The sequence below is a fragment of the uncultured Marinobacter sp. genome, from assembly GCF_963974375.1.
GTDB lineage: Bacteria > Pseudomonadota > Gammaproteobacteria > Pseudomonadales > Oleiphilaceae > Marinobacter.
The window spans coordinates 1-4,983 of sequence record NZ_CAXBDN010000293.1 but is presented as its reverse complement, the minus strand read 5'-3'; the positions used below and the strand labels follow the sequence as shown (position 1 = coordinate 4,983).

6 protein-coding genes and 1 pseudogene are annotated in these 4,983 nt (G+C 57.2%); all 7 read left to right on the top strand.

From position 1 onward, the window contains the following. Positions 1-657 (top strand): LPS export ABC transporter ATP-binding protein (lptB, locus tag AAC035_RS18510; RefSeq protein ID WP_339806579.1); only part of this gene is annotated, 657 nt, incomplete at its 5' end. Between the two features lie 160 nt (positions 658-817). After that, positions 818-2,350 (top strand): RNA polymerase factor sigma-54, encoded by a 1,533-nt coding sequence (locus AAC035_RS18505; RefSeq protein WP_339806578.1) that lies wholly within the window; start codon positions 818-820, stop codon positions 2,348-2,350. 27 nt (positions 2,351-2,377) lie between these two features. Beyond that, the gene (gene hpf, locus AAC035_RS18500) at positions 2,378-2,686 is read left to right on the top strand and encodes a ribosome hibernation promoting factor (RefSeq protein WP_339806577.1); all 309 of its coding nucleotides are present in this window, start codon (positions 2,378-2,380) and stop codon (positions 2,684-2,686) included. Between the two features lie 91 nt (positions 2,687-2,777). After that, a complete protein-coding gene (ptsN, locus tag AAC035_RS18495; protein ID WP_339806576.1) occupies positions 2,778-3,239 on the top strand; it encodes a PTS IIA-like nitrogen regulatory protein PtsN in 462 nt (153 codons plus the stop codon). A gap of 53 nt (positions 3,240-3,292) precedes the next feature. After that, a pseudogene (rapZ, locus tag AAC035_RS18490) lies at positions 3,293-4,143 on the top strand (RNase adapter RapZ). Positions 4,144-4,150: 7 nt separating this feature from the next. Further along, complete coding sequence (locus tag AAC035_RS18485) at positions 4,151-4,420, top strand: HPr family phosphocarrier protein (protein ID WP_339806575.1); 270 nt, start codon at positions 4,151-4,153, stop codon at positions 4,418-4,420. Positions 4,421-4,426: 6 nt separating this feature from the next. Beyond that, entirely contained in the window at positions 4,427-4,972 is a 546-nt protein-coding gene (yjgA, locus tag AAC035_RS18480; RefSeq protein WP_339806574.1) for a ribosome biogenesis factor YjgA, read from the top strand. Positions 4,973-4,983: the final 11 nt, after the last annotated feature.

Genomic DNA, 4,983 nt, shown 5'->3' with positions numbered 1-4,983 from the left:
CTGGACATCGAAAGCGGCCAGATCGTCGGGCTGTTGGGCCCCAACGGTGCCGGCAAGACCACCTGTTTCTACATGATTGTGGGACTGGTGCCTGCCGACCGGGGCCGCATTACCATTAACGACGAAGACATAACCCCCCTGCCCATGCATGGCCGGGCCCGCAAAGGCATTGGTTACCTGCCCCAGGAAGCTTCGGTATTCCGCAAGCTCACGGTGCAGGACAACATCATGGCCATTCTGGAAACCCGCAAAGACCTCGATCGCAGCCAGCGGGAAGCCGCCATGGAAGAGCTGTTGCAGGAATTCCACATCACCCATATCCGCCACAGCCCAGGCATGGCCTTGTCGGGAGGTGAACGGCGCCGGGTCGAAATTGCCCGGGCGCTGGCCATGGAACCCGCCTTCATCCTGCTGGATGAACCTTTTGCCGGGGTCGATCCCATCTCTGTCAGCGACATCAAACAGATTATCCGCCACCTCCGGGACAAGGGCATCGGCGTACTGATCACCGACCACAATGTCCGGGAAACCCTGGATATCTGCGAAAAGGCCTATATCGTCAGCGGCGGCCACATTATCGCGTCCGGCACCGCCGAGGACATACTCGCCAATCAACAGGTCAAGGAAGTGTATCTGGGAGACGAATTCCGCCTCTGACCCGGGTGACAATTGTGTTAATTAAGCCAACACAGTACACTCGGCAAAGAACTTGCTTGGTATTTTTAAGTAACCGGCAATGCAGCAGTTTTTGTCAACTCTCTGATACCGGAAACCCGTATCAGACCGGTTACAGTCAAAGGGTGACGGGTGTGAAATCATGGTAATGAAAGCCTCACTACAGTTAAAGATGGGTCAAAGCCTTACCATGACCCCGCAACTGCAACAGGCAATCCGGCTACTTCAGCTGTCCACCCTCGACCTGCAACAGGAAATCCAGCAAGCCCTGGACTCCAACCCGATGCTGGAGACTCCGGAAGAGGACGAGCTGGAAGGCCGCGACAGCGACCGGGAAAGCAACAGCCAGCAGGAAGAGCCGGATCATCTCAGTGCAGCCGAGAACGACCACGCGGACACCAGCTGGGACGAGCCTGAAGCGCCGGCCGACTGGAGCCAGGAAAACGACACGCAGGACACCATTCCTGACGATCTGCCGGTGGATACCGCCTGGGATGACATCTACCAGTCTGCTCCCGCCTCTGCGGCGCGCAATGACGACGACAACGACAGCGATTTCGAAAGCCGCAATCATGCCGCCGAAACCCTCCGTGACCATCTGGAATGGCAGTTAAACCTGACCCCTCTGAATGATCGCGACAGCGCCATTGCCCATGCCCTGATGGATGCTGTGGATGACCGGGGCTATCTCACCTCCAGCCTCGATGAAATCCATTCAGGACTGATGGACGAAGCCGACGAAGATCCGGTTGAAATGGACGAGGTGGAAGCAGTACTGCATCGCCTTCAGTATTTCGATCCGCCCGGCGTGTTTGCCCGGGACCTTCAGGAATGCTTGCTGATACAACTTAACCAGCTGCCTCCGGATACCCCCTGGTTGGCCCAGGCACGACTGGTGATCACCCATTACATCGGTTTGCTGGGTAACCGCGATTATGCCCAGCTGTTGCGTCGCAGTCGGCTCAAGGAAGACCAGTTACGGGACGTGCTGACGGTTATCACCTCACTGAACCCGCACCCTGGCGACTCCCTCGACCGGGCCGAGCCCGATTACGTGATTCCAGATGTGATTGTGCGCAAACACAATGGCCGCTGGCGGGTTGAGCTGAATCCTGAAATTGCACCGCGTATCCGGGTGAATGCGAGCTATGCTTCACTTATCAGACGGGCTGACAGCAGCGCCGACAATACCTACCTGCGGGATCAGTTGCAGGAGGCGAAATGGTTTATTAAAAGCTTACAAAGTCGTAATGAAACGCTGCTGAAAGTGGCCACCCGGATTGTTGAGCATCAACAGGGTTTTCTGGATCAGGGCGAAGAGGCAATGAAACCTCTGATTCTTTCGGACATTGCCCAGGCCGTAGAAATGCACGAGTCCACTATTTCGCGGGTGACTACCCAGAAATACATGCATACGCCACGTGGCATTTTCGAGCTGAAGTACTTCTTTTCGAGCCACGTCAGTACCGACGAAGGTGGGGAGTGTTCGTCGACCGCAATCCGTGCGATGATCAAGAAACTGGTTGCGGCCGAGACTCCGAAAAAGCCGCTCAGTGATAGCAAGATAGCCACCATGCTGGGAGAGCAGGGCATACAGGTGGCGAGGCGAACGGTTGCCAAATACCGTGAAGCCATGCATATTCCGCCCTCAAATGAGCGGAAGCGACTGGTCTGACAAGCGTCTGACAAACAGGAGAAGCCCATGCAACTGAACATTTCCGGTCATCACGTCGAACTTACTCCCGCACTGAAAGAGTATATTACCGAGAAATTCGACAAGCTTGAGAGGCACTTTGACCACATCAGTAACTGCCAGGTGACCCTGGCTGTGGAAAAAGTACGACAGATGGCAGAAGCGACCCTGCATGTTGTGGGTGGCGAGATCCACGCCAAGGCCGAGAACGAGGACATGTACGCTGCTATCGATGGCCTGGTCGACAAGCTCGATCGCCAGATCCTGAAGCACAAGGAAAAGAACGTCGACCGGATGCACGGGGCTGCTGCCCGCTGATATTGCGGGCCGGGCCAACACACCCTGACTGATCACGCTGCGGTGCGAATGTCGTACCGCAGCATTTTTTTATCGGAACCGATGCCGATCCATGACCGACTCAACATTGACCATCAACAGCATCCTGGCACCCGAACTGACCCTGTGCCGGGTTAACGGCTCCAGCAAGAAACGTATCCTGGAGTTAATCTCCGGGCAGGTGGCAAAGCAGTATCCTGAGCTGGACGAAAGCACTATTTTCAACAACCTGCTGGCCCGGGAGCGCCTTGGCAGCACCGGCATTGGCCAGGGAATCGCGATTCCCCACTGCCGGCTGGAAGGCTGCACCCGGGTGGTTGGCGCCCTGCTCACGCTGGAAGAAGGTGTCGACTTTGATGCCATTGACAATCAGCCGGTGGATCTGTTGTTCACGCTGATCGTGCCGAAGGAAGCCACCGGCGAGCATCTGGAGCTTCTCAGTCAGCTGGCAGAACAGTTCAACGACCGAGCCTTCTGCGACGAACTCCGAAGTTGCACTGATGCCGACCAGCTGTACCGGAAGATGACTGGCTGAATTCGCACCCGGGCGGGATATCCACCCGCCGGTCAATTACACAGGCGCGGATTATGAAACTGATTATCGTAAGCGGACGCTCAGGTTCCGGCAAGAGTACGGCCCTGCATGTCCTGGAAGACCTTGGCTTTTACTGCATCGACAACCTGCCCATTGGCCTGTTGTTTCCGCTGACCCGGGAAGCCACGGAAAAGAATTCCGGCAGTCGCCTCCAGAAAATGGCGGTCAGTATTGACGCCCGCAACCTGTCTGACGAGATTGCCAATTTCGAATCCCTTCATCAGCGGCTGCTGAACACCGACATCACCCTTGAAATCATCTATCTGGACGCCACCGAGCAATCACTGCTGCAGCGCTTTCATGCAACCCGGCGCAAGCACCCGCTGAGCAATGACAGCACCTCCCTGACCGAGGCCATCAGCCATGAAAAAGTGCTGCTTGACCCCATTGCCCGGCTGGCGGACCTTTACCTGGACACCACTGACCTGTCCATGTACGAGCTGCGGGACACCATCAAGCAGCGGGTGATCGGCCGGCGAGAGCAGGAACTGGCGTTGCTGTTCCAGTCCTTCGGGTTCAAGCACGGCGTACCGGTGGATTCGGATTACGTGTTCGATGTCCGCTGCCTGCAAAATCCCTACTGGGATGCCAGCCTGCGGCATTTCACCGGGCTTGATCAGGAGGGGGCCGATTTTCTCGAAGGCGACCCGGCCTGCTGGACAGCTGGTTACCGGCGTTCAGCTCCGGCAACCGCAGCTATATGACCATCTCTATCGGTTGTACCGGCGGTCAGCACCGTTCGGTTTATGTCTGCGAACAGCTCACCCGGTATTTCCGTCAACATTACAACCAGGTTCAGGTCCGGCATACAGAACTGCCTCCGCCCGGTCCAGAGAGCGATTGATTACCCCATGATTCGCAAACCCGTTACCATAATCAACAAGCTGGGGCTCCATGCCCGTGCCGCAGCCAAACTGGTGGCCACTGCGTCAGAATTCGAGAGCCGGCTGGAACTGGTCCGCGGCACCCGGGAGGTGAACGCGAAAAGCATCATGCCGGTGATGATGCTGGCAGCAGGCCAGGGCACGGAAATTGAACTGGTTGCCGAAGGACCTGACGAGGCAGAGGCCGTTGATGCCGTCTGCGCTCTGATTAACGACTATTTTGGTGAAGGCGAATAATTCGTAATGAAGCAGCCCCATAACGATCAGCAAAGCGACTACGACGACCAGGACGAGCTGCTCAAGAGCAAGTCCCAGCTCAAACGTGAAATGCATGCCCTGCAGGACCTGGGGAAGCGGATGATGGACCTGAGTGACGAGCAGCTGCAGAGTGTGCCCGCCAGCGACCGCCTCAAAGCCGCGTTGATTGAATCCCGCCGCATTACCAAGCACGAGGCGCGACGGCGGCATCTGCAATTTATCGGCAAGGCGCTGCGCCAGGAAGACGACGCCGATGCCATCCGCCGCGCCGTGGAAGCTTTTGACGCCGGCACCGAAGAGCACACCCGCCGCCACCACCTGGCCGAGCTGTGGCGGGAAAAACTGATCACCGGCGACAACGATGTCATTACTGCTTTTGTGGCCGAGTGTCCGGAAACCGACGTTCAGCACCTGCGCAATCTGGCCAGAAATGCCCAGAAGGAGGCCGCCAGCGCCAACAACACCGGTCAGAGCCGGAAGCTGTTCCGGTACCTTCGGGAGTGTATTGACCTGGCCGAGCAGTCAGGCTGAACCGGCCTCTG